The following is a 19,401-nucleotide window of genomic DNA, read 5'->3' on the forward strand; positions in this document are numbered from 1 at the left end:
GAACGGGTGTGCCACGAGGGCTGACGCTTGAACGACCTGAGTAAATTGCCAACCACCGAGGGCGCGGCTAAAGTGTCGGCCCCGTTTCACTACCCAGACTCCGCCATGACCCCTCTTGAGCGCTATCAGGCCGACCTGAAACGTCCTGACTTCTTCCACGATGCGGCCCAGGAAAACGCGGTGCGTCATCTGCAGCGTCTGTATGACGACCTGGTGGCCGACGATCGCAGCAAGAGCGGCCTGCTCGGCAAGCTGTTCGGCAAGAAACAGCAGGAGCCGATCAGAGGCATCTACTTCTGGGGCGGCGTTGGCCGCGGCAAGACCTACCTGGTCGATACCTTCTTCGATGCGCTGCCGTTCAAGCAGAAAACGCGTACGCACTTTCACCGTTTCATGAAACGCGTGCACGAGGAAATGAGAACCCTCAAGGGCGAGAAGAACCCGCTGACCATCATCGGTAAACGCTTCGCCGATGAGTCGCGAGTGATCTGCTTCGACGAGTTCTTCGTGTCCGATATCACCGACGCGATGATCCTCGCCACGCTGCTCGACGAGCTGTTCAAGAACGGCGTCAGCCTGGTGGCGACATCCAACATCGTCCCGGACGGTCTGTACAAGGACGGCCTGCAGCGTGCGCGCTTCCTGCCGGCGATCGAGCTGCTGAAGAAGCACACCGAGATCGTCAACGTCGACAGTGGCATCGACTACCGCCTGCGAGCCCTGGAACAGGCCGAACTGTTCCACTTTCCGCTCGACACCGAGGCGGAGCAGAGCCTGGAGCGCAGCTTCAAGAGCCTGCTCCCGGAAAACTGCCGGGTGGTCAACGATGACGGGCTGATGATCGAAAACCGCGAGATCCGCGCGGTGAAGACCGGCAACGACGTGGCCTGGTTCGAGTTCCGTGAGCTGTGCGACGGACCCCGCAGCCAGAACGACTACATCGAACTGGGCAAGATATTCGGCGCGATCCTGCTGGCCAACGTCGAGCAGATGAACGTGGCCAAGGACGACATGGCGCGCCGCTTCATCAATCTGGTGGACGAGTTCTACGACCGCAACGTCAAGCTCATCATCTCCGCTGAGGTCGAACTCAAGGACCTCTATACCGGTGGCCGCCTGGAGTTCGAATTCCAGCGCACCTTGAGCCGCTTGCTGGAGATGCAATCCCACGAATACCTGTCGCGGCCGCACAAGCCCTGACAAGACTTTGGCCGCGAGGAGCAGTTCTTCGCGGCCACGGAGCATCGGCACTTCGCCTTTGTAGCAGCCGTCTCGACCGCGAATCGGCTGCGAGCGGTTGGAAGACTGCTTCTGTAAGCCATCCCGCTCGACGTCACCTCTACGAGATAGCAGCCCCTTGGCTTTCCGCGTCTGTCCCTATGACTCTGGCCGGTACTTCTGCCGATAGTGATTGGGCGACAGCTCGGTGTGCTGGCGGAACAGGCGGGCGAAGAAGCTGGCGTCGTCGTATCCCACTTCGTAGCTGATGGTCTTGATGCTCTTGCCTGTGGTGGCGAGCAGGCTTTTAGCCGTCTCGATGCGCAGCCGCTGCAGGTAATGCAGCGGCTTGTCACCAGTGGCTGCCTGAAAGCGCCGCATGAAATTGCGAATGCTCATGCCATGCTGACGGGCAACATCCTCGAAGCGGAATTTCTCAGCGAAGTTCGCCTCCAGCCACTCCTGGATCTGCAGGATTCGCGTATCCAGGTGCAGCTTCTGCCCGCCGAAACCCAGCCGGCCCGGACTGTAGCTGCGTTGCAATTCGAACAGCACATCGCGGGCCATGCCTTGGGCTACATGCGCGCCGCAGAAGCGCTCCACCAGGTACATGTACAGGTCGCAGGCCGAGGTCGTGCCGCCGGCACAGTAGAGGTTGTCGCTGTCGGTGAGGTGCTTGTCGGCGCTGAAGGTCACGCCGGGAAAGCGTCCGGCGAAGTCATTGGCGAAGCGCCAGTGCGTGGTTGCTTCCCGACCCTCCAGCAGGCCAGCCTGGGCCATCCAGAAGACTCCGGTGGCTTCGCCGCAGATGACGCTGCCGGCAGCGTGGCGCTCACGCAGCCAGGGGGAGACTTCCGGGTACTGCGCGCAGAGCGAATCGAAATCACCCCAGAAGGCCGGCAGGATCACCATATCCGCTGCATTCAGCAGGCCGTCCACCGCTATGCCTGTGCCGCTGAAGGTGTTTACGCCATGGCCGTCGGGGCTGACCAGGCGGGTTTCGAAAGCAGGGGTGAGGTCAAGGCCGAGCTGCTTGCCATAGCGCAGGCTGGCCATGTGAAAGAAATCTTTGGCCTGCATGAGCGTCGAGGCGAACACTCCTTCGGTGGCCAGTATGCTGACGTGTTTGATCGAGGCGAGGTTGGGCATGCGATTCTAATTATTGTGTGGAATAACAGGGTAAAACGGCCGTTCGGCGGCTGGAGCGTCCTATTTTTCCACAGCGCTGTCCAGTCTGAACTGCTACGGCGAGGCTGAACCGTTGCACCGGCATAGCGTCGAACCGCTGATGCACAGGAGCAAATCATGAGCGAAACCAATTCGTATCCCGTTGCCCCGTTCGGCGATTGGGATGGCAGCCCGGCAGCCGCCCGAGCGATGCAACAGGGCTTGGCCTCGCAGGTGCGGCTGCAGGACGACTTTCCCCCATTGCGCTTGATTGCCGGGGTGGATGTGGGCTTTGAAGAAGGCGGCAGCATTACCCGCGCAGCCGCGGTGCTGCTGGATGCCGATACACTCGAACTGGTCGGCAGCAGCCTGGCGCGAGTTCCGACCAACATGCCCTACATTCCCGGCCTGCTGTCGTTTCGCGAGCTACCGGCAGTCTTGCAAGCGCTCGCCGAACTGCCTGCAGTCCCCGATCTGATCTTTTCCGACGGCCACGGTATTGCCCATCCTCGGCGCCTGGGGATCGCCGCGCATCTGGGCGTGGTGACCGGCCTGCCCACCATCGGCGTGGCGAAGAAGCTGCTCACAGGCGAGCATGATGAACTCGACCTGATGCGCGGTGCGCAGGTGGCGTTGCGCGACAAGAAGACTGGCGAAGTGATCGGCTGCGTACTGCGCAGCAAGGACAAGGTGCGGCCGCTGATCATCTCGCCTGGCAACCGCGTCAGCATCGCCACGGCCCCCGAGCTGGTAATGCGCTACCTGACGCGCTATCGCCTGCCCGAACCGACTCGTCTGGCCGATCGGCTGGCCTCGCGGCGGGAGGAAAAGGCTGCTGCACGCCGCCTGGCCGGCAGCGGCGAGTAACCGGCGCGCCACTCAGGTTGTAACTGCAATTGCCAACTGCTGCGGCTGCGCTTGCAGGCGTCGTCTTGCAGGCGCTAGCCTGCGGGCCTGCCGTCAGCATGGACCTTCACAATGCATCTGGATTGCGCCACCGGCTGGTGTCATGGCGTCCGCCACTGCCCGTCACCGAACTTCAACCAGCGTCCGGCCTGCGAGATATCCCTGCTGGTGATTCACAACATCAGCCTGCCGCCGGGGCAGTTCGGAACCGGCAAGGTTCAGCAGTTCTTCCAGAACGTACTGCAGCGCTCTGAGCATCCTTTCTTCGAAGAGATTGCCGAGCTGCAGGTGTCGGCGCATTTTCTCATCGAGCGTGATGGCGCGATCACTCAGTTCGTCTCTTCTCTGGATCGTGCCTGGCATGCCGGTGTGTCGTGCTTTGACGGACGCGAGAGCTGCAATGATTTCTCGATCGGCATCGAGCTGGAGGGGACCGACGATCAACCCTTCAGCGAGGCGCAGTATCAGGCGCTGATCGAACTCTGCCGGATTCTGCAAAGCGCCTATCCGGCCATCACGCCCGAGCGGGTATGTGGCCACAGCGATATCGCCCCCGGACGCAAGACCGACCCCGGGCCGGCATTCGACTGGCAGCGGTTGCGCGCAGCTTTCATTACCTGCTGACGAAAGGAAAAGATTGATGAGTTTTCTGGTAATCCTGCTCGTGCTGCTGGTGGACAAGTTTTCCGATTGGCGGCCACGCCTGCAACATGACGGGCCCTTGCTGGCGCGGCTGCGCCAAGCCGAGACCAGCCCGCGCTTACAGCATTCGCCCTGGCTTGCGTTGCTCCTGCTGGTGCTCCTGCCGGTGCTGCTGCTCGGGCTGTTGCTGGCAGCACTGGAGCCCTTGTCGTACGGCTGGTTGAGCCTTCCGCTGCATTTGCTGGTATTGCTCTACAGCCTCGGTCGCGGCCACGCGAAATCCGAACTGGGCGCGTTCCGCGATGCCTGGCGGCGCGGCGATCAGGAGGCCGCGGCGCTGGCCGCCGAACGTGATCTCGGCTTGCTGGGTCAGGACCCACCCAGTCTGCTGCAGGCGGTGCAAACGCGGCTGCTATGGAAGAGCTACGAGGGCTTCTTCGCCGTCATCTTCTGGTACCTGTTGCTGGGGCCGATGGCGGCGCTGGCCTACCGGCTGCTGGCGTTGTGCGGCGAACATGCCGAGCGCGAAGGGTTGCGCGAGCGCGCCGATCAGCTGCGGCATGCATTCGACTGGCTGCCGGTGCGGGTGCTGCTGGGCAGCTTCGCCCTGGTCGGCAACTTCGTCGCCGTCAACCGAGCGTTACTGCACGAACTGCTCAGCTGGGACGCGCCGGCGCGTCGGCTGCTGGCCGATGCTGGTCCTATGGCTGCTGACCTGTCGCCTGTGATCGATGGCGAGGCGGGTATCGCCCGGCTCGACGAAATCGCCGCGTTGCTGGTACGCACCCGGGTGTTCTGGTACGCCGTGATCGCCGTCCTGACCATCTTCGCCTGAGCCGAGCAAAGCGCCGGCATAGCTGAATAAGCGGCCATAAAATCGCTGTATGGCCGTTCTCTATCCAAGCGCTACAACCCGCGGGCCAGACAGCTCGCTGAGCGAATGGAGGGCATGGGTCTGCTGGCTATCATTTAGCCATTACCTTAAGTTACAAATTCCCTTACCGATATCCCGTATAACCCGGGCAGATGCACTCTCTGACGAGCCCTGCTGCGCGCTGCAATTGCGTGTAAGCCAAAACCAATAAAATTGGGAGACGTCGTGTGAATAGTCTGTTGTATCCCGCGATCGCGTTCATGAACCGCCTGAGCTTCGGCATGAAGTTCAGCCTGGTCAGTGTCCTGTTCTTCGTTCCCATGCTGCTGAGCAATTACTATCTGGTACGTGATTCGTATCGGACGTTCGTTGGTACCCGCACCGAGCTGCAGAGCCTGGAGCTGCTCGGCTCGACACTGCTGGTGCGGCGTAGCATGGAGGACTGGAAGGACCTCGTGCGGATCGAATCGATCATCGGCCAGACCGGCAACGTCGAGGCCTTGCAGACCCGCCTGAACCGTGTTGAAGGCGAGCTGGCAGCACAGCTGCAGGCCCTTGCGCCGGTTGGCGATGCGCCAGAGCAGATAGCCGAATTCAATGCGCGCCGCGATGAGCTGGTTGCGGGGCTGAGCGCCGCTCAGGCCGAGCAATCGCTGCAGTCCAAGGCCGCCATGGCGGAAACGCTGTTGGGGCAGTCGCAAGTGATGATCAAGCTCGTGGCTGGGCAGTCGGGCCTCAGTCAAGATCTCGAGCGTGAGGTGCGCCTGCTGGCCGAGCTGCTGACTACGGTGACCCCGGCCATCAGTGCATCGCTCGGCGAGGGGCGTGCGGTGGGCTCGTACACCTTCGGGCAGGGGTATCTGAACTCTGATGCCAGCAACACGCTGGACAACCTCGTGCTCGAGCTGGAGAAGCAGCAGGCGCAATACGCCGCGCAACTGCAGGATGCTTTCGGCGCCAGCGAGGCCGCGCGTCGTAAGCTCGACTCCTTCGCCACTGCCAGCCGCGAGTCGCTGCAGGCGAGCAGCGACATCCTGCAGGACGAAGTGATCATGGCCGATGCGCTGGATCGTCCTTGGGAACAGTTCTACGAGCGCATCAGCGCACAGATGGCCAAGACCTACGAGCTGAACGACGCCATCCTGGAGTTCCTCGACGTTGAGCTTGCCGAACGGCTGGAGCAGAAGCGCCTGTTGATGACCTTGCTGATCTCGGCAGTGGCCATCGTGCTCTGCCTGGTTGCCTATCTGTACGCCGGTTTCTATGCGTCAACGCGCGCCTCATTGCACAGTCTGGGCAAGATCATGGGCAAGGTTGCGGCCGGCGATTTGACTGTGCGCTATCAGGTGCAGAGCCGCGATGAACTCGGCGAGCTGGGGCAGGTGTTCAATACCACCGTGGCGCAGGTTCGTGAGCTGATCGAGCGGGTCGGCCAGACGGTGGCCGAGGTCGAGCGCCAGGCGCAGCGGGTCGAAAGCGTTTCCGGCGAGAGCAACCAGACCGTCTCCGAGCAGCGTGGCCAGATCGAACAGGTTGCGACGGCGATGAACGAGATGTCTGCCACGGCCCAGGAGGTTGCCAGCAGTGCCGAGGCGGCCGTGGGCAGTGCACAGAGCGTCAACCAGGAAACCGTCAGCGGACGGGCGCTGGTGGTGGCACAGGTGGGTGGCATCCAGCGTCTGGCCAGTGAAATCGAGCAGTCGGTGCAAGTGATCAATCAGCTGGCCGGCGACAGCAAGGCGATCAGTCAGGTGCTCGACGTGATCAAGACGATTGCCGAGCAGACCAACCTGCTGGCACTCAACGCAGCCATCGAGGCTGCGCGTGCCGGTGAGCAGGGGCGCGGCTTTGCGGTGGTGGCCGACGAGGTGCGCGGGCTGGCGCAGCGGACGCAGAAATCGACGGCAGAAATCGAGCAGATGATCGCGCGTTTGCAGAATGGCGTCGGCGCGGCGGTGAAGACCATGCATGCCAGCCATACGCTTGCCGAAGATACCGTGGGCCAGTCAGGACAGGTCGAGCAGGCGCTGGAGAACATCCTCGGTGCCGTGGGGCTGATCGTCGATCAGAACCAGCAGATCGCGGCAGCGGCCGAGCAGCAGACTGCCGTGGCGCACGATATCGATCGCAACATCGTCGCGATCAACGAGGCCGGCCAGCGTACCGCCGAGGGTGCCGGGCATACCGAGCAGGCGAGCCGTGAATTGTCCCAGCTGGTCGGACGTCTGCAGCAGCTGATCGGCGCGTTCCGCGTCTGAGCAGGGCGACAGGTCAGGGCTGCGGCCAGCCGAACAGCTCGCAACTGTTGCGATAGCTGGCGGCGGCCAGCTCTTCGGCGCTGACGCCCTTCAGGTCGGCCAGCATCCGGCAGATCTCCGGCAGCAGCTCTGGGCTGTTGCGCTCGCCAGCATGGCCGGCCGGTGGAATGTCCGGCGCGTCGGTTTCCAGCACGATGGCCCCCAGTGGCAGCTGTTTCAGCACCCGGTGCATGCGCTGCGCCTGCGGCCAGGTGCCGGCACCACCGAGGCCGAGCTTGAAACCCAGGCGCAGATACTCCCGAGCCTCTTCCCAGCTGCCACTGAAGGCATGCACGATGCCCGTGCGTTCCAGCTTGTGTCGCTTGAGCGAGGCAATCATCGGCGCATGTGCGCGACGTACGTGCAGCAGCACCGGCAGGGCGAACTCAGCGGCCAGTGTCAGCTGCGCTTCGAGCAGCTCGTGCTGGCGCTCGATGTCGGGGTCCTCGACGTAATAGTCCAGGCCGATCTCGCCGATGGCGCAGAGCTTGGGTTCACCGCGCAGCCGCTCCAGCCAGGCGCGCAGGTGGCCCAGATGGTCGTTCCGATGATCTTCAATGAATACCGGGTGCAGGCCCAGCGCGGCATGAACGCTTGGCTGCTCGCAGGCCAGCCGCCAAACCCGCTCCCAGTTCGCTTCATGCACACCGAGCACCACGATGCGCTCGACTCCAACGTCCTGGCTGCGGGCAATTACCTGCGCCCTGTCGTCGTCGAACATTTCGAAGTCGAGGTGGGTGTGGGTGTCGATCAGCTGCACGAGCAGACTCCATGTAGGTCGGCGGTGGGCGGGCAGGTAATGCTACATGGCTGTCAGCGGCTTTCCTCTTCGATCTGGATGTCGCTGACACCCAGTTCGGTCAGCCGGCTGGCCTCGCTGGGGCGGACGGGGTTTTCCCAGGGGGCGTCGACGGCGGCGCGCGGCTCGCGAACGTGATGCAGCAGGATCTCCAGCTCGGCCTGCTCGAGGCCGGGTGTTTCGAATGAGCTGATCAGCAGCGATGCGGGCTCGCCGTTGATGCGGTAGTGGATGCGATAACGTTTCAGATCGGTCATGGCGGGCGTCCTGCGGTTGGCGGCACTGATACATCCGACCGCCAAAAACCGCTCAGGCTCCCGGTTCGTCCTGTGCTTCGCGCTTGAGCAGCGCGGCCTTGCGCTCAATCCCCCAGCGATAACCGGTCAGCGCCTGCTGGCTACCGACCACGCGGTGACAGGGCACCAGCAATCCGACGGGGTTGCTGGCGCAGGCGCGGGCTACGGCGCGGGCGTGGCTGCCAAGTGTCGCTGCCAGTTCTCCATAGCGCCGCGTCTCCCCGGCGGGAATCTGTTGCAGCGCCAGCCAGACTTGCTGCTGGAAGGCCGTACCGCGCAAGTCCAGCGGCAGGCCGGCGGCCCGCTGTGGTTCCTCCAGTTGGCCGACGATTGCCTGCAGCCACTCACCCAGGCCGTCTTGGTCGCGCTGCAGCTGCGCGGCGGCAAAGCGTGAGCGCAACTCGTCTTCCAGGGCGTCTTCACTGTCGCCGAACAGCAGCGCGCAGACGCCCTTGCCACTGACAGCGACCAGTAGCAGGCCGAGCGGGCAGGGTGTCAGGGCATAGCGCAGGGTTTCGCCGGCGCCTTTGCGTCGGCGCTGGGCCGGCGTCAGCGCCTGCGCGTCCGCATAGGGTGCCCGCGTGCCGGAGTAGCCGGCGGCGAGGGCGGCATCGAGTACCGAGTCGGCTTCGGCCAGATGGGCTTGCAGGCGTTCGCGGCGGCGCGCTGCTGACCACGCCCGCGGAGTCATGCCGGTGCGTGCCTTGAATGCCCGCGACAGGTAGGCCGGCGACAGCCCAATGCGCGTGGCCAGCTGCTGCAGCGGCAACGGCGCCTCGCTCGCATCGAGCAGGCGACAGGCGGCAACCACCAGCGCATCGAGTTGCTCGCTCGGGCTGGGACCGCAGGGCGCGCAGCGGCGGCAAGGGCGGAAGCCCGCCGCCTCGGCCGTGGCAGCCTCGGCATAGAACACCACCCGCTCGCGGGCTGGGCGGCGTGCCGGGCAGCTGGGCCGACAGAAAATGCCGGTCGAGCGCACGGCGAATACGAAGCGCCCATCGAAGGCAGCATCACGTTCGCAAAGGGCTTGCCAGCAGCGGTTCTGGTCGAGCATGGCGCGACTCCCTGGTTGATGCTGCGATTGTCGGACCTAAGCAGGCCGTGCGCCAATCCAAAGCGTGCTTTCAAAGTCGATGGGGAGAATGGAAGCCGACTGACGATTGCCGTAACCTGCAGCATCGCCCTGACCGAGAAGGACCTGCAAGCCGCTGATGAAAACGCCTAAACGACTCGAACCGCTGATCGAGGATGGCCTGATCGACGAGGTGCTGCGGCCGCTGATGAGCGGCAAGGAAGCAGCGGTATACGTGGTGCGCTGCGGTGAAGAGCTGCGCTGCGCCAAGGTCTACAAGGAAGCCAACAAGCGCAGCTTCCGCCAGGCCGTGAAATACCAGGAAGGCCGCAAGGTCCGCAGCAGCCGCGACGCCCGCGCCATGGCCAAGGGCTCCAAGCACGGGCGCAAGGAGAAGGAAGACAACTGGCAGAACGCCGAGGTTGCGGCCTTGTTCCGCCTCGCTGATGCGGGCGTGCGGGTGCCCAAGCCGTACGACTTCCTCGATGGTGTGCTGCTGATGGAAATGATCGCTGGCGAGGATGGCGATGCGGCGCCGCGTCTTAATGACGTCGACCTGCATCCGGACGATGCCCGGGAATTCCACGCCTTCATGATCCACGAAGTGGTCAAGATGCTTTGCGCAGGGCTGGTGCACGGTGACCTGTCGGAATTCAACGTGCTCCTCGACCAGCATGGCCCGGTGATCATTGACCTGCCGCAGGCGGTGGATGCTGCCGGCAACAACCATGCGTTCGAAATGCTCGAGCGCGATGTCGGCAACATGTCGGCCTATTTTGGTCAGTTCGCGCCGGAACTCAGGTTCACCCGTTATGCCAAGGAAATGTGGGCACTGTACGAGCAGGGCAAGCTGACCACCGAGACCGAGCTGACCGGGGAGTTTGCCGAGCCCGAAGATGCCGCGGATATCGATGCGGTGATGCGGGAGATCAAGGCGACGTTGGCTGAGCAGGAGCGGCGCGAGGCCTTGCGAGGGGCGGATGATGCGCCGAAGGATGAGCCGCCTGAGCCGCCATGGATGAGAGGTTGATGGATTTGGCTACTCAGCCGGCCCGCTGCGGCCGGGCTGATTAGCCAACTGTCTGATGGTCTGGTTTCCGCCCTGCTGGGCGACACCAGGCTATCGAGTGACTCGGCAATCGGCGTGGCTAGAAGCCCCAACAGCTTCGGCTGCTGCCAAGGTCTTCAGGGTGTTTTCTCCGCAGACCTGGCTCCGCCATCTGCGGCATCCGCGGCCCCTGCCTGCCACCCGCCCCCCAATGCCACATACAACGCCACCTGCGCCGTCGCCAGCGCGGTCCTGCCTTCCAGCGCGCGCTGTCGGGCCTGCAGTGCGCCACGCTGCGCATCCAGTACCTCACTCAAATTGGCCTCGCCCAACTCATAGCTCCGTTGCGCCAGCCGGTGCGCGCGTTCGCGATGCTCGCGGGTGCGGCTGAGGGATACGTGCCGGCGTTGCTGGCCGGCCATTCTCGTCAACCCGCGTTCGACTTCCTCCAGAGCGCGGGCCAGCGCCTGTTCGAAGGCGATGTAAGCCGTCTCGCCCTCCGCATCGGCCAGGTCGATGGCGGCGCCGCGGCGTGGATAGTCCAGCAGCGGCAGGCCGAAGGTGGCACCGACTCGGGCGAAGTTCGAGGCGCTGGAGATGGCATCGCCCAGGGCGAAGCCGGAGCGGCCCACTGCGGCCTGCACTGCCAGTTTGGGGAACAGGTCGCGGCGCGCGGCCAGTGATTGCAGCTCTGCGGCGTCCAGCCGTGCGGCTTCGGCGATGAGGTCCGGGCGGCGGCGCAGGAGATCGATGGGCTGGCCGGGTGCGATGTGCTGCTCGGCCAGCGGAACCGGCGTGCCAGCGGCGAGGCGCGCAGCCGTGCTGCCAGGTGGTTCGGCGAGCAGGGTGTCCAGCGCCAGCTGCGCCTCGGCCAGGTGAATGTCCAGTTCGTCCAGATCGGCTTCCAGCGACGTGCGTTCGGCCGATGTGGCTTCCACGTCGAGTCGGGCCACCTCGCCGGCGTAAAACAGCAGTCCGGCGATGCGCTCCAGCTCGCGCGCCACCTCGATGCCCTCGACCAGCAAAGCGCGCTGGCCCTGCAGGGCGCGCAGTTGTAGATAGCCCTGCGCGGTGTTCGAGGCCACCGCCAGTCGTGCGGCGATTGTTTGTGCTTCGGCTGAGCGCAATTGCTGGGCGGCACTGTCACGCCGCGCGCGGGTCGCGCCGAACAGGTCCAGCTCCCAGGTCGCCTGCAGCGCCAGCTCCCAAGTGTCGACGCTGATCACGTCATCGTCGGGGATGAAATCGGCCAGCGGGCTGCCAGGTTCGGCGTCCTGGTCGTTCTCGACCCACTGGCGGCTGGCCGAGCCGGGTAGGTCGAAGCTGGGCAGCAAGCCGGCACGCGACTGGCGCAGTTGTGCCCGTGCCGAGGTGACGCGGGCCATGGCCAGGCGTACATCGTGGTTCTGTTGCATGGCACGACTGACCAGTGCGGTGAGCTGTGGGTCATCGAACTGGCGCCACCAGGCGGCTAGCGTCTCGGCATCCGCCGCGTTTGTACCGGCGGCGCTGAACCAGTTTGCCGGCAGCTGCGGCTCGGCATGCTGCGGTGCGCTGGAGCAGGCGCTCAGAGCCAGGGCGAGCAGCAGCGGGGCGGCCAGGGCCTTGGCAGTCATGCGGTTTCCTCCGGTCGCACTTTCATGAACAGCAGGTACAGGCACGGTACCGCCAGCAGCGTCAGCAGCGTGGCGAAGCCCAGCCCGCCCATGATGGTGACGGCCATGTTGGCGAAGAACGGGTCGAACAGCAGCGGCACCATGCCCAGCACAGTGGTGCCGGCGGCCATCATCACCGGACGCAGGCGTGACGCCGAGGCCTCGATGATGGCGGTCAGGCGCGGCACTTCGTCGTCGATCTGCCGGTCGATCTCGTCTACCAATACCACGGCATTCTTGATCAGCATGCCGGTCAGGCTGAGCAGACCGAGCAGTGCCATGAAGCCGAAGGCCTGGCCGGTGAGCAGCAGACCGAAGCTCACCCCACAGATGGCCATGGGCACCACCAGCCAGATCATCAGCGGCTGACGTACCTTGGCGAACAGCAGCACGGTGACCAGCACCATTGCCAGATAGGGCACCGCGAGCGTACTGGCGAGGGCCTGCTGGGCATCGGAGGACTGCTCGTAGTCGCCGCCCCATTTCAGGCTGTAGTTGACCGGCAGTTCGATCTCTTCGATCAGCGGGCGAATGCGCTCGTGTGCCTCGTTGGTGTTCTCGCCATCGCGCGGCTCGGCGCGAATGGAGATCGTCCGCTCGCGGTCGTAGCGCACGATGATGCTGTCCTCGCTGGTCGGCTCGATAGCGTCGGCGACTTGCGCCAGCGGCACGTAGTCGTTGCCTGCCGGGCTCCAGATCAGTCGTTGCAGCAGGTCGTCGCTGCTGACGCGATCCTCAGGCGCGGCGCGCAGTAGCACCGGGATCAGTTCGTCGCGCTCGCGTAACAGGCTGACCCGCTGGCCCTCGCTGCCAGCGGCCAGCGCGCGGGCCACGGCCTGACGCGTCAGACCAGCGTCGGCCAGGCGATCCAGCGCCAACTGCGGGCGTAGCACCAGAACCTGCTGACGCCAGTCGTCGCGCACGTTGAACACCTTGCCCTCATCCTGCAGCCGCTTGCGACCTTCGGCGGAGATGGCTCGCAGCACGTCAATATCCGGGCCGCTGATGCGCGCCTCCAGCTTGGCCTCGGCGTTGGGGCCGAACATGAACTGCGCGGCCGTCACATCGGCCGAGGGATAGCGCTGCGGCAGCTCCTGGTTGATCTGCCGCACCAGGCCGTCGATCAGCTCGGCATCCTCGGTGCGCACGAGAAAGTGCATCAGCGAGGCGTTCGGTTGCTCCGGCATGTAGGTCAGCATGAAGCGCGAGGCCCCGGCGCCGATGAAGCTGGAAACTCCGCTGACGCCTTCCATCTCGGCAAGGTATTCCTCGACGTCAGTGGCGGTGCGCGCGGTATCGCGGATATGCGTGCCCTGCGGCATGAACAGGTTGACGTAGAACAGCGGCGTGCTCGAAGGCGGAAAGAAGCTTTGCGGCAGCCGCGTGAAGATCACTGCGCTGACCACGGTCAGCAGCACCAGCACGCCGATGGTCAGCCAGGGCCGATGCAGCACACCTCCGGCCAGCCGGCGATAGCGGTTGTACCAAGGGCCGTTGTAAGCCGCGTCGGGGTCCTCGTCGGTATCGGCTTTGCGCAGCAGGTAGTGGCCGAACAGCGGTACCAGCAGCAGCGCCAACAGCCAGCTGAGCAGCAGCGATACGGCGATGACGAAGAACAGCGAGAAGAGGAACTCGCCGGTGGTGTCCTGGGACAGGCCAATGCCGGCGAAGGCGAGGATGCCGATGATGGTCGCGCCGAACAGCGGCCATTGCGTCTGCTGCAGTGTTTGTTGCGACGCCTCGAGGATGCTCTTGCCCTGGCGCTGGCGCACCAGCATGCCATCGCAAACCACCACCGCGTTGTCCACCAGCATGCCCATGGCAATGATCAGTGCGCCGAGGGAGATCCGCTCCAGCTCGATACCCACCACCCACATCACCAGCAGCGTGCCGAGCACCGTGAGAAACAGCACCGCGCCGATGATGAAACCGGCGCGCATGCCCATGGCGATGCACAGCACGCCGACGACGATGGCCACCGAAAGGAATACGTTGAGCGCGAAGCTGTTCACCGACTCGTCGACGATCTGGTGTTGCTCGTACAGTGGATGCAGTTCGGCGCCCAGCGGCATGCGGTGTTCGTTGGCCTGCAGCACCGCTTCGACGCTGTGCCCGACTTCGACGATGTTCGCCCCGGAAACCCCGCTGATGCCCAGCGTCAGTGCCGGCTGGGCATTGTGGCGGATGATCTGCCGCGGCCGTTCGGCGTAGTCGCGCGAGAGTGTGGCGATCGCACCCAACTCGACCCGCTGTGGCCCCTGGCCGACCGGCAACGCGCGCAGCTCGTCGAGCGAATCGAAGGCGCCGCTCGGGCGCAATCGTACGAAGAACTCGCCGGCACTGACCCCGCCGGCATCTACCGCCGCATCGGTGTCGGCCAGCGCCGCAGCGATCTCGTCCGGACCGACGCCACGCGCCGCCAGCTGTGCCTGGTCGACTTCCACGAGGATGCGCTCTTCCTGCACGCCGGCGATTTCCACTTTGCCGACGCCGTCGGCGGTGAGCAGGGCGCGACGCAGGTCCTTGGCGGTTTCATGCAGCTCCTTGAGCGTCAGGCCGTCACCGGTCAGCGCGTAGAAGATGCCGTAAACGTCGCCGAAATCATCGTTGACCTGTGGCGGCTCGATGCCCGGAGGCAGGTCGCCCAAGGCGTCATCGACCTTGTTCCGCAACTCGTCCCAGATCTGCGGCAGCGCATCGCCGTCGTAGCGGTCCTGCATTTCCACGCGGATTTCGGCGATGCCGGGCATCGAGCGTGAGCGGATCTCCTTGATCTGCGACATCTGCTGGATGGCGCTTTCCAGCGGCTCGGTCACCTGCTGCTCGACCTCCAGCGCCGTGGCGCCGGGGTACTGCACATTGACGATGGCCTGCTTGATGGTGAACTCAGGGTCTTCCAGGCGGCCGATCTCGAAGAAGGCGAGGATGCCGCCGAGCAGACAGATCAGTACCAGAATCCAGATGTTGACCGGGCGTTGGATGGCGTAACGGGCGAAATCCATCGGCTCAGTTCCGCTCCCGCGCTTCGATCGGTTGGTCGTCGTGCAGCTTGCTGCCGCCAGCGACGATGATCGGCATCTGCGCCTGCAGAGCATCGCCGTGAATCAGCGCCTGATCGCCATCGACTCGCTGCAGTTGAACCGGATGGCGCCGCGCGCGGCCATCGTCAGCCTGCCAAATGAAGTGTTTGCCGTCGCTGTCGGTCTGTAGTGCTGACAGCGGCAGGCGGAAGCCAGCGTCGGTCATCTGGGGCCGTGGCGGGCGTTTTAGGCTGACGCGCATCGCCATGCCGGGCAGCAGGTTGAAATCCTCCGGCGGTTCGCCCTGCAGCACCAGTCGATAGGTCCGTGCGCCTTCGCGTGGCTGGGTGCTGTGTTCCTTGTAGCGCAGCGGCAGGCGCAGGTCGGCAATCACCAGTTCAGCCTCGGCCTGCAGCTCGGGCCCGAGTGGAATGCTCAGCGCTGCGCTTTCCGGCAGGTCGACACTGACCTCGATATGACGGTTGTCCTGCATTTCGAATACCGGCGTGCCGACTGCGACCACCATGTCAGGTTCGGCCAGCCTGCGAGCCACCACACCATCGAACGGTGCAGTCAGGGTGGTGTGATCGATATTGCGCTGGGCGCTATCGCGGGCCACGCGGGCGGCCACGGTGTTTGCCTGCAGAGCCTCAATGGCGGCCGGAGCGAGGATGCCTTCGGCGAGCAGGGTGCGCTTGCGCGCCAGATCGGCTTCCAGCTGCCGCAAACGCGCCTCGGCCTCGCGCATCTGCAGGCGATAGTCGGTGCGATCCAGCTGGGCCAGTGCTTGACCACGACGAACGCGGGTGCCTTCGTCGATCATGATGCGCTCGATGCGCCCGGCCACCTCGAAGGACAGCTGGGTGGTGGTCACGCTGCGTACCACGCCGGAGAAACGCAAGGCTTCGGTCTTTGGTTCGGCGGGCTGCAAGGGCTCGACCAGCGCCATCCTCGGCGGTTCAGGCGCCGGCTCTTCCCCGGACGAGCAACCGCCGAGCAGTGCTAGCGCGCAGACGACGACCGTCAACCAGGTCTTGGGCACTGGGAATGCTGGCGTTGACGTCATCGGGGCTCCTGTCTGATTGGCATTGCTAGCGCTATGGGCGCGCGCTGGGACCCACAATAGAGCCCCGCGCCAGCGCAGGAGTTCGGCGGCATCTGTTACCAATGACGTGACTGGGCGGTCGATTTCTGCCCAGGCTCTGCCACACTTGAGATGGCACGGCTGCGGCGGCGCAGCGCTTGACCGACACAGACTCAGCGGGGATGCTTGCCTGCTGTTGAAGACGCATCAGTCATGGGGAATACGCAATGCAAGGCCAGGCACCGGTAATCGACTATCTGAAAGAGCTTTTGCGCGGGGAATTGGCGGCACGCGATCAATACTTCCTGCACTCGCGGATGTACGCCGATTGGGGCTTTACCAAGCTCTACGAGCGCATCAATCACGAAATGGAAGAGGAGACCCAGCACGCTGACGCACTGCTGCAGCGTATCCTCTTTCTCGAAGGTACGCCGGACATGACGCCGGAGCCGATCAATCCGGGCCATACCGTGCCGGATATGCTGCGCAACGACCTGGCGCTTGAGTACAAGGTGCGCGCCGCGCTGGCGCAGGGCATCGAGCTGGCCGAACAGCACGGCGACTATCCGACCCGCGACATACTGGCGCTGCAACTGCAGGATACCGAGGAAGATCACGCCTACTGGCTGGAACAGCAGCTCGGCCTGATCGACCGCATCGGCCTGCAGAACTACCTGCAAACGCAAGCCAGCTGATACGGCAGTTACCGCGAGGCAGACGCTGCCCGTCTCGCGGTAACCAGCCAGACTCGATCAGAGCCGGAAGCGGCTCACCATCATCTGCAGCTGACCGCCCAGGCGGGCCAGCTCCGAGCTCGACGCGGCGGTCTCCTCGCTGGCGGCGGCGGTCTGCTCCGACACATCACGCACGTTCACCACGCTACGGCTGATTTCCTCGGCCACCGCGCTCTGCTCTTCGGCAGCCGCAGCGATCTGCTGATTCATCGCCTGGATATTCGAAACGGTGCGGGTAATGTTGCTCAGCGAAACGCCGGCACGGCGCGCCAGCTCGACACCGCTGTCAGTCAGGTCGCGGCTGGTGTGCATGATCGAAGCGACCTGCTGCGTGCCGTTCTGGAGCGCAGCAACCAGGCCTTCGATTTCCTCGGTGGATTTCTGCGTACGTTGTGCCAGGCCGCGCACCTCGTCGGCGACCACGGCAAAACCGCGACCCGCCTCGCCAGCGCGGGCAGCCTCGATGGCTGCGTTGAGCGCCAACAGGTTGGTCTGCTCGGCCACGGCGCGGATCACGTTCATCACGCTGCCGATCTTGTCGCTTTCGCCTTGCAGAGCGGTCATTGCCTCGGTGGAGCGCAGCACCGCGGTGGCCATGCGCTCAATCTGCGTTACCACCTCGGTCACAACGTGATCACCTTCACGGGCTTCACTGTCCGCTTCGGTGGCCGCCAGCGCTGCCTGTTCGGCATTGCGTGCGACTTCCTGAACGGTGGCCGACATTTCGTGCATGGCCGTAGCGACCTGATCGGTCTCTTCTTTCTGGCTGTTCACGCCGGCGCTGGTCTGTTTGGTCACCGCGGACAGCTCTTCGGCAGCTGCGCTGATCTGGCTGACGCCATCGCGGATGCCGCCGATCAGCTCGCGCAACGTCGAGCCCATCTGCTGAATGCCACGCTGCAGCACGCCGAGTTCGTCGCGACGATGAATCTGCGCGGTTTCGCTCAGGTCACCTGAAGCAATGCGCTCCACATCAGCCAGGGTCGCGCGCAGTGGCAGGATGATCTGCCGGGTAATGACCCAAGCGGCCAGCACACCGAGCACCAGTGCGAGCAGGGTGCTGACGATCAGGCGGCTGCGTGCATCGCTGCTTTCGACATCGAGACGGTCGAGCTGGAACTGATACAGCGAATCGCTGATGCGGACGATTTCCTTCTGCTGATCGGTCATTTCCTGACGGGCCTTGGCAATCGCCTGGGTGGCCGTCTCCAAGGCCTGGATGGCGCCGCGGTATTCGTCGAGCGCTGCGCGGATCTGTTGCAGCGCAGCGCCGCCGTCAGCATCCAGCACACCGGCGTGGCGCCCCAGCGAGGCCTGCGCGGCGTCTAGCTGGGCATAGATGGCCTTCGCCGCCTCGCTGCCCGGCGCGCTGATGTACACACGCAGCAGGTACTGCGCGCGCTGCACGTCGTCCTCGATTTGGGTGATGGCCTGAAATTGTGCGAAACGCTCTTCATCGTATTCCGAGAGCTGCAGCACTTGGCGGGCGACACCGGCAGTCAGCTCACCCAGACGGCTGGCGGCGCCATCGATGACTTGCCGGGAACCGTTGGCCTGGGTGTAGGCCTTGCGCATGTCGTTCAGCGAGTTCTGGTACTGCGCGTTGTAGCCGGCCTGCTCCTTGAGCTGGGCGACGTTGATCGGGTTCTTGAACGAATTGAGCAGTTTGGTCTGCTGCGCGAGGTAGATACCCAGGTTCTTGTCCAGGCGCTCGGTGGACTCGGCGTCGCCATTGGCCAGCATGAACTGCAGGCGGGCAATACGCAGGTCGGTCAGTGTCTTGTTCAGCAGCGAGATTTCAGTCATCCAGCCGCTGCGCTGGATGACGCTGCCGAGGCTGCCCCAACCGTTCCAGGCGAGGATGATGGTCAGGGCCAGTACGGTGGCGAAGCCCAGTGCGAGCTTCCTGCTGACCCCGATGTTTGCAAACCAGTTATTCATAGCAGTCCAATCTAATGAGTGCGATTCGAGCTGGGCGCCTTATGCAGGCGGCCCGGCTGTGTCTTCGCTTTCACTGTCGGCTGCGTGCGCATGATCTTGAATGGCGGGTCGAGAAACGACTGCGATATCGGACGACCGTCGCAAATACTGGGCGGAACGCACAGCTGGAGAGCGTGACCGGTATCGGCCTCGCGCTGTGGTCAGCGCTTTTCCAGCCGTGTGATCGAGCTGGTGCGGGCTGCCGGTGCAGCGCAGCAGCCGCTTTCGATGCCTTGCAGGATCGGACAATCGGGTCGGTCGTCGCCCTGGCAGTGGTCGACCAGCTGCTGCAGCGTGTCGCGCAGGCCGACCAGCTCGGCGATCTTGCGGTTCAGCTCGTGGATGTGCGCGCCGGCCAGGGCTTTCACATCGGCGCTGGCGCGCTGGCGGTCCTGCCACAGAGCCAGCAGCTTGCCGACTTCTTCCAGCGAGAAGCCCAGGTCACGGGCGCGACGAATGAACGCCAGCTGGTGCAGGTCACGCTCGTTGTAGTGGCGGTAGCCATTGGCCCCGCGCCCGGCGGGCATGAGCAGGCCGATGGATTCGTAGTAGCGGATCATCTTCGCCGTGAGCCCGCTGTGTTTTGCTGCCTGACCGATGTTCATTACC

At 64.3% G+C, this 19,401-nt stretch carries 16 protein-coding genes; 7 read left to right on the plus strand and 9 right to left on the minus strand.

The features are described 5' to 3' along the window. The first annotated feature begins 105 nt into the window (after positions 1-105). Positions 106-1,200: a cell division protein ZapE gene (gene zapE / locus SM130_RS03150; protein ID WP_102824372.1), complete on the plus strand. Its 1,095-nt coding sequence runs from the start codon at positions 106-108 to the stop codon at positions 1,198-1,200. A 177-nt stretch (positions 1,201-1,377) separates the two neighbouring features. On the opposite strand, the gene SM130_RS03155 is transcribed toward zapE, so the two are convergent. Then, positions 1,378-2,367, minus strand: a complete 990-nt coding sequence (locus SM130_RS03155) for a GlxA family transcriptional regulator (protein ID WP_102824373.1) — start codon at positions 2,365-2,367, stop codon at positions 1,378-1,380. A gap of 156 nt (positions 2,368-2,523) precedes the next feature. Here SM130_RS03155 and nfi point away from each other — a divergent pair, with 156 nt between their 5' ends. The 4 genes from nfi (at position 2,524) to SM130_RS03175 (ending at position 7,065) form a co-directional block, all read left to right on the plus strand. Next, positions 2,524-3,252, plus strand: a complete 729-nt coding sequence (gene nfi / locus SM130_RS03160) for a deoxyribonuclease V (RefSeq protein WP_102824374.1) — start codon at positions 2,524-2,526, stop codon at positions 3,250-3,252. A 111-nt stretch (positions 3,253-3,363) separates the two neighbouring features. Next, positions 3,364-3,915, plus strand: a complete 552-nt coding sequence (ampD, locus tag SM130_RS03165) for a 1,6-anhydro-N-acetylmuramyl-L-alanine amidase AmpD (protein WP_102824375.1) — start codon at positions 3,364-3,366, stop codon at positions 3,913-3,915. 16 nt (positions 3,916-3,931) lie between these two features. Beyond that, on the plus strand, positions 3,932-4,768 hold the full coding sequence (ampE, locus tag SM130_RS03170; protein WP_102824376.1) for a regulatory signaling modulator protein AmpE: 837 nt from the start codon (positions 3,932-3,934) through the stop codon (positions 4,766-4,768). 266 nt (positions 4,769-5,034) lie between these two features. Next, positions 5,035-7,065, plus strand: coding sequence for a methyl-accepting chemotaxis protein (locus tag SM130_RS03175; protein WP_102824377.1), 2,031 nt, complete (start codon positions 5,035-5,037; stop codon positions 7,063-7,065). Between the two features lie 13 nt (positions 7,066-7,078). Here SM130_RS03175 and SM130_RS03180 read toward each other — a convergent pair whose 3' ends face one another. The 3 genes from SM130_RS03180 to ada are packed head-to-tail and all read right to left on the minus strand — an operon-like array spanning position 7,079 to position 9,253. Then, complete coding sequence (locus SM130_RS03180) at positions 7,079-7,864, minus strand: TatD family hydrolase (RefSeq protein ID WP_102824378.1); 786 nt, start codon at positions 7,862-7,864, stop codon at positions 7,079-7,081. Between the two features lie 53 nt (positions 7,865-7,917). Then, entirely contained in the window at positions 7,918-8,160 is a 243-nt protein-coding gene (locus tag SM130_RS03185) for a hypothetical protein (protein ID WP_102824379.1), read from the minus strand. 52 nt (positions 8,161-8,212) lie between these two features. Further along, positions 8,213-9,253, minus strand: coding sequence for a bifunctional DNA-binding transcriptional regulator/O6-methylguanine-DNA methyltransferase Ada (gene ada, locus SM130_RS03190; RefSeq protein WP_102824380.1), 1,041 nt, complete (start codon positions 9,251-9,253; stop codon positions 8,213-8,215). Positions 9,254-9,410: 157 nt separating this feature from the next. Here ada and SM130_RS03195 point away from each other — a divergent pair, with 157 nt between their 5' ends. Next, positions 9,411-10,301: a PA4780 family RIO1-like protein kinase gene (locus SM130_RS03195; protein WP_102824381.1), complete on the plus strand. Its 891-nt coding sequence runs from the start codon at positions 9,411-9,413 to the stop codon at positions 10,299-10,301. A 155-nt stretch (positions 10,302-10,456) separates the two neighbouring features. Here the strand turns inward: SM130_RS03195 and SM130_RS03200 are convergent, their stop codons facing one another. From SM130_RS03200 to SM130_RS03210, 3 genes are read right to left on the minus strand one after another with little or no spacing between them, the layout of a single operon-like run. Then, positions 10,457-11,935 carry an efflux transporter outer membrane subunit gene (locus SM130_RS03200; protein ID WP_102824382.1) on the minus strand — a complete coding sequence of 493 codons (1,479 nt, stop codon included), beginning with the start codon at positions 11,933-11,935 and terminating at the stop codon, positions 10,457-10,459. Continuing rightward, on the minus strand, positions 11,932-14,976 hold the full coding sequence (locus SM130_RS03205) for an efflux RND transporter permease subunit (protein WP_102824383.1): 3,045 nt from the start codon (positions 14,974-14,976) through the stop codon (positions 11,932-11,934). The genes SM130_RS03200 and SM130_RS03205 overlap by 4 nt, the downstream gene beginning before the upstream one ends. A 4-nt stretch (positions 14,977-14,980) precedes the next feature. Next, a complete protein-coding gene (locus SM130_RS03210; protein ID WP_102824384.1) occupies positions 14,981-16,060 on the minus strand; it encodes an efflux RND transporter periplasmic adaptor subunit in 1,080 nt (359 codons plus the stop codon). Positions 16,061-16,305: 245 nt separating this feature from the next. Between SM130_RS03210 and bfr the strand changes: the two genes are divergently transcribed. Further along, the gene (bfr, locus tag SM130_RS03215) at positions 16,306-16,773 is read left to right on the plus strand and encodes a bacterioferritin (protein ID WP_102824385.1); all 468 of its coding nucleotides are present in this window, start codon (positions 16,306-16,308) and stop codon (positions 16,771-16,773) included. A 57-nt stretch (positions 16,774-16,830) separates the two neighbouring features. Here the strand turns inward: bfr and SM130_RS03220 are convergent, their stop codons facing one another. Together SM130_RS03220 and cueR are read right to left on the minus strand one after the other, a co-directional pair. Continuing rightward, on the minus strand, positions 16,831-18,753 hold the full coding sequence (locus SM130_RS03220; protein ID WP_102824386.1) for a methyl-accepting chemotaxis protein: 1,923 nt from the start codon (positions 18,751-18,753) through the stop codon (positions 16,831-16,833). 200 nt (positions 18,754-18,953) lie between these two features. Further along, a complete protein-coding gene (gene cueR, locus SM130_RS03225) occupies positions 18,954-19,397 on the minus strand; it encodes a Cu(I)-responsive transcriptional regulator (RefSeq protein WP_102824387.1) in 444 nt (147 codons plus the stop codon). Between the last annotated feature and the right edge of the window lie 4 nt (positions 19,398-19,401).

Source organism: Stutzerimonas stutzeri, assembly GCF_038561965.1.
Lineage (GTDB): Bacteria > Pseudomonadota > Gammaproteobacteria > Pseudomonadales > Pseudomonadaceae > Stutzerimonas > Stutzerimonas stutzeri_AA.

Bases quoted from the DNA above. Each gene is read 5' to 3' on its own strand.
- zapE (WP_102824372.1), top strand. From the start codon at position 106: ATGACCCCTCTTGAGCGCTATCAGGCCGACCTGAAACGTCCTGACTTC.
- SM130_RS03155 (WP_102824373.1), bottom strand. From the start codon at position 2,367: ATGCCCAACCTCGCCTCGATCAAACACGTCAGCATACTGGCCACCGAA.
- nfi (WP_102824374.1), top strand. From the start codon at position 2,524: ATGAGCGAAACCAATTCGTATCCCGTTGCCCCGTTCGGCGATTGGGAT.
- ampD (WP_102824375.1), top strand. From the start codon at position 3,364: ATGCATCTGGATTGCGCCACCGGCTGGTGTCATGGCGTCCGCCACTGC.
- ampE (WP_102824376.1), top strand. From the start codon at position 3,932: ATGAGTTTTCTGGTAATCCTGCTCGTGCTGCTGGTGGACAAGTTTTCC.
- SM130_RS03185 (WP_102824379.1), bottom strand. From the start codon at position 8,160: ATGACCGATCTGAAACGTTATCGCATCCACTACCGCATCAACGGCGAG.
- ada (WP_102824380.1), bottom strand. From the start codon at position 9,253: ATGCTCGACCAGAACCGCTGCTGGCAAGCCCTTTGCGAACGTGATGCT.
- SM130_RS03195 (WP_102824381.1), top strand. From the start codon at position 9,411: ATGAAAACGCCTAAACGACTCGAACCGCTGATCGAGGATGGCCTGATC.
- SM130_RS03200 (WP_102824382.1), bottom strand. From the start codon at position 11,935: ATGACTGCCAAGGCCCTGGCCGCCCCGCTGCTGCTCGCCCTGGCTCTG.
- SM130_RS03205 (WP_102824383.1), bottom strand. From the start codon at position 14,976: ATGGATTTCGCCCGTTACGCCATCCAACGCCCGGTCAACATCTGGATT.
- SM130_RS03210 (WP_102824384.1), bottom strand. From the start codon at position 16,060: ATGACGTCAACGCCAGCATTCCCAGTGCCCAAGACCTGGTTGACGGTC.
- bfr (WP_102824385.1), top strand. From the start codon at position 16,306: ATGCAAGGCCAGGCACCGGTAATCGACTATCTGAAAGAGCTTTTGCGC.
- SM130_RS03220 (WP_102824386.1), bottom strand. From the start codon at position 18,753: ATGAATAACTGGTTTGCAAACATCGGGGTCAGCAGGAAGCTCGCACTG.
- cueR (WP_102824387.1), bottom strand. From the start codon at position 19,397: ATGAACATCGGTCAGGCAGCAAAACACAGCGGGCTCACGGCGAAGATG.